This is a genomic window from Roseibium sp., from assembly GCF_025698965.1.
Classification (GTDB): domain Bacteria; phylum Pseudomonadota; class Alphaproteobacteria; order Rhizobiales; family Stappiaceae; genus Roseibium.
In genome coordinates this window covers 1-3,538 of record NZ_JAILWL010000588.1, presented here as the reverse complement: position 1 = coordinate 3,538, position 3,538 = coordinate 1, and the positions used below count along the sequence as shown (strand labels likewise).

Here is a 3,538-nt window from a genome sequence, read left to right as displayed (position 1 = left end):
CCTTGTGGCAACAGCGAAGATCGGGTTGGGGCTCGGACTGATTTCCTATGCCGTGATCGGTTTCGAAAAGCCCATTCACAAGCTGCTGGCTTTAGCGGCAGGCGTCGCCATCGTGTTTACCAGTCTCGGCCTTTCTGGAGGGGTGGTATGATTTCGACCTGGTGGCAAGGATTTCAGCTGCCCAAATGAAACGGAGCGCAAAGATCGGCTTCGCGCTCCGGATAATTCGCCCTACAGCATCGACGTCAGATGTCGGGTGTCACAATTTTCGTGTCAGGCGGCCGAAACCCCACTGAGGAAAGTGTCGACTTCCTGCTTCAACTGTTCGGTTCGTGCAGCAAGCTCGCCGGAGGCATCAAGCACTGTTTGCGAGGACTGCGACGTCTGGTTCACCGTTCCGGAAAGATCGGACATTCGTGAGGATACGAACGTCGTTCCCTCGGCAGCTTTTTGGGCGTTCTGTGATATTTCGCCTGTCGCTGACCCTTGCTCGCTCACGGCTGATGCGATTGTACCGGTATAGGAATTCACTTCCTCCATGATCGTGGTGATTTCCGCGATTGCACTGACCGATTCCTTGGTTGCGTCCTGGATTGCCGTGATCTGACCGCTGATCTCTTCAGTTGCCTTGGAAGTTTGAGTGGCGAGTTCTTTCACTTCGGCCGCAACGACCGCGAAGCCCTTGCCGGCTTCACCTGCGCGTGCCGCTTCGATGGTCGCATTGAGTGCAAGCAGATTGGTCTGCTCGGCAATAGCCTGAATGAGCGTGACAACTTCGCCAATCTTGGATGCGGAGGCCGCAAGTCCCTCGACTTTCTCGTTTGTCACACGCGTGCCTTCGGTTGCCCGGCTGACGACCTCGGTCGTCTGGGCGACCTGACGCGAGATTTCGCCAATCGAGGCCGAGAGTTCTTCTGCTGCGCTTGCCACCGTTTGGACGCTTGTAGTGGCTTCGTCTGCGGAGTTGAGGGTTTCGGTTGCGCTTGTCGCACTCTGGCCGGAAAGATCTGAGAGATTGCCCGCGGTTCCCTCCAGACCGTGCACCGTTTCGTTGACGGAATTCAGAACATCGGAAACATTGCTCCGGAACGTTGCGATCAGATCCTGAATCTTGTCCTGACGATCAGTGGCGTCGGCTTCCGACTGGCGCTGATGCTCGGCCAGTTCAAGGCGTTCTGACGCTCTTGTCTTGAGCCTGTCCACGGCCTTCGCCAGAACCCCGATCTGATCGGCTCGCTCCTTGTAAGGCACTTCGCTGTCCAACTGGTCCTGTGCAATGTCACTGGTAAGTTCTGCCAATTGGGTAACGGGCCGCAATTGACGACGAATTGTAAAGACAAGCAGCAGGACGGACACGATTACGACCGGTAATGCCAGCATTATGTACCGCGTCATGAGTTCCGACACGTTGGCCTGCACGGCTGCCTTTTCAACACCGGCATAAAGAATGCCGATGATATCGCCCTGTGTTGAAAAGATCGGTTGATAGACGGTGAAGTAGTCCTTGCCGAGAATGGTCGCCTGACCATTAAATGTCTTGCCTTGTGTCACGACCGGATAGACAGCGCCGTTTTGACCGAGCGGCGTTCCGACAGCGCGCTTTCCGTCTCCCTTGATGATGTTGGTGGTTTTGCGCCAAAAGTCCTTGGTTTCCGGATCCCATGCAAACACCGTCGCGGTTTCGCCGGTCATCCTTCCAATCGTATCGATCATGTCGTGATTGGTGAATTCAGGAATATCCGCGAGTTCGACCTTCGTGACATTTCCGCCGGAATTCCAGGAAACCTCGGCTCCTTCAATTCGATCCTGCAGGATCGTTGCAGCGACACGCAGATTGATGTCCTGCTTCTTGAGTGCCGCGGTTTGTGCCTGCCCCAAGGCCACCTGATATAGAATTATGCCGACTACAAACATTGAGATGGCAAGTAATCCCGTTGAAATGATCGCCAAGGTAGATGTGACGCTAAGGCGCTCGTAAATATTTTTCATCCCAATTCCCCCGAATCTAACGTAAGGAATTTTCTCGAATATTAGTAAATTTAAACAAAATAGAATCTACCTCAGGTTGCTTATTTAAAAATCTCTAGGGAACTTTTTCTCGTTGCACTTTTTCAGGAGGGAAGCGTCACGTGAATTCATGCTGAAGATGATAAAATATGAATGCATTCAAAAAAATGAAACGTTTCATATTGACGTTTGCCAAATGTCGTGATTTCTATAGTCAGCCGCTTCACCTCAGTCGCCCGAAGTGAAAAGGCGTTACCTTTTTGGGAGGAAAATCATGAAGTTATTCAAAATCGCTGCCGCGGCAGCGACCGGTCTCGCTTTGCTTACTGGAACCGCCCTGGCCGACGACAAGCCTGTTGTCGGTCTGATCATGAAGTCGCTCGCAAACGAGTTCTTCCAGAACATGATGGCAGGTGCACAGGCGCATGAAGAAAAGCGTGGCGATTACGAATTGCTGGCAGTCGGCATGCAGAATGAAACCGACTTTGAGTCGCAGATCAACGCGGTTGAGAATTTCATCACCCAAGGCGTAGACGCGATTGTCGTCGCCCCGGCCGATTCACGCGCGATGGTGCGCCCGCTGAAAAAGGCGATGGAAGCCGGTATCGTGGTGGTGAACTTCGATGTGGCTCTGGATGCTGAAGCCAAGAAGCAGCAGAACGTCGAGCTGGCCTTTGTCGGTCCTGATAACCGAGGCGGTGCGAAGTTGGCTGGTGATGCGCTTGGCAAGAAACTCGGCGAAGGCGGCAAGGTCGTTATCATTGAAGGCAACCCGGGTGCCGACAATGCCAATGAGCGGCGCCTCGGCTTTGAAGACTCCGTTGCCGAATACAAGCTCAACCTTCTCGACAGCCGGACGGCGCACTGGGAAACCGAGGAAGCCAACACCGTCTTTTCCAACATGCTGACCGCGCATCCGGACATTCAAGGAGTGATGGCTGCCAACGACTCCATGGCAATCGGTGTCGTCAAGGCACTGGAAAGCGCTGGCCGTAATGACATCGTTGTCGTCGGTTTCGACAATATCCCCGCAGTCGGCCCGATGGTCGCAGACGGACGCATGTTGGCAACCGTTGACCAGTTCGGCACCGACATGGCCGCAAACTCAATCGATCTGGCTCTCGAAGTCGTCAAAGGCGGGCCGCAGCTGGAAGGCTGGGTCAAGACGCCGATCGAATTGGTAACCGCCAACTAAGCCGGTTTCCATGCGCCCCCGTTCCGGTCAGCCTTAGGGCGGGGGCGCCTTCCATCTTTCTAAAACAAGATGACTGGACAAATGATGGCAGCTGCATCGCTTCCTGCCGTGCCCGATCCGGCTGACGCCCCAGCATTCCTGTCCGTAGAAGGACTGAAGAAGCATTTCGGCGGTGTCAAAGCTCTCGATGGGGTCAGCTTTTCGCTCGAAAAAGGCGAAGTTCACGCTCTGGTCGGCGAAAACGGCGCCGGCAAATCGACCCTCATCAAAATTCTCTCAGGCGTCTTTCCCTATGACGCCGGCAGCATTTCCTTTGCCGGGGACGATTATCGACCG

3 protein-coding genes are annotated in these 3,538 nt (G+C 54.3%); 2 read left to right on the top strand and 1 reads right to left on the bottom strand.

Going from position 1 to position 3,538, the window contains the following annotated elements:
* Window positions 1-273 precede the first annotated feature (273 nt).
* Complete coding sequence (locus tag K5905_RS30015; RefSeq protein WP_297591340.1) at window positions 274-1,989, bottom strand: methyl-accepting chemotaxis protein; 1,716 nt, start codon at window positions 1,987-1,989, stop codon at window positions 274-276.
* Window positions 1,990-2,281: 292 nt separating this feature from the next.
* On the opposite strand from K5905_RS30015, the gene K5905_RS30010 reads away from it, so the two are divergent.
* Complete coding sequence (locus K5905_RS30010; protein WP_297591338.1) at window positions 2,282-3,202, top strand: sugar ABC transporter substrate-binding protein; 921 nt, start codon at window positions 2,282-2,284, stop codon at window positions 3,200-3,202.
* Window positions 3,203-3,286: 84 nt separating this feature from the next.
* The coding region (locus K5905_RS30005; RefSeq protein WP_297591336.1) for an ATP-binding cassette domain-containing protein at window positions 3,287-3,538 on the top strand (252 nt) is incomplete at its 3' end.

Coding starts and splice junctions, on each gene's coding strand:
- K5905_RS30015 (WP_297591340.1), bottom strand. CDS start 1,989: ATGAAAAATATTTACGAGCGCCTTAGCGTCACATCTACCTTGGCGATC.
- K5905_RS30010 (WP_297591338.1), top strand. CDS start 2,282: ATGAAGTTATTCAAAATCGCTGCCGCGGCAGCGACCGGTCTCGCTTTG.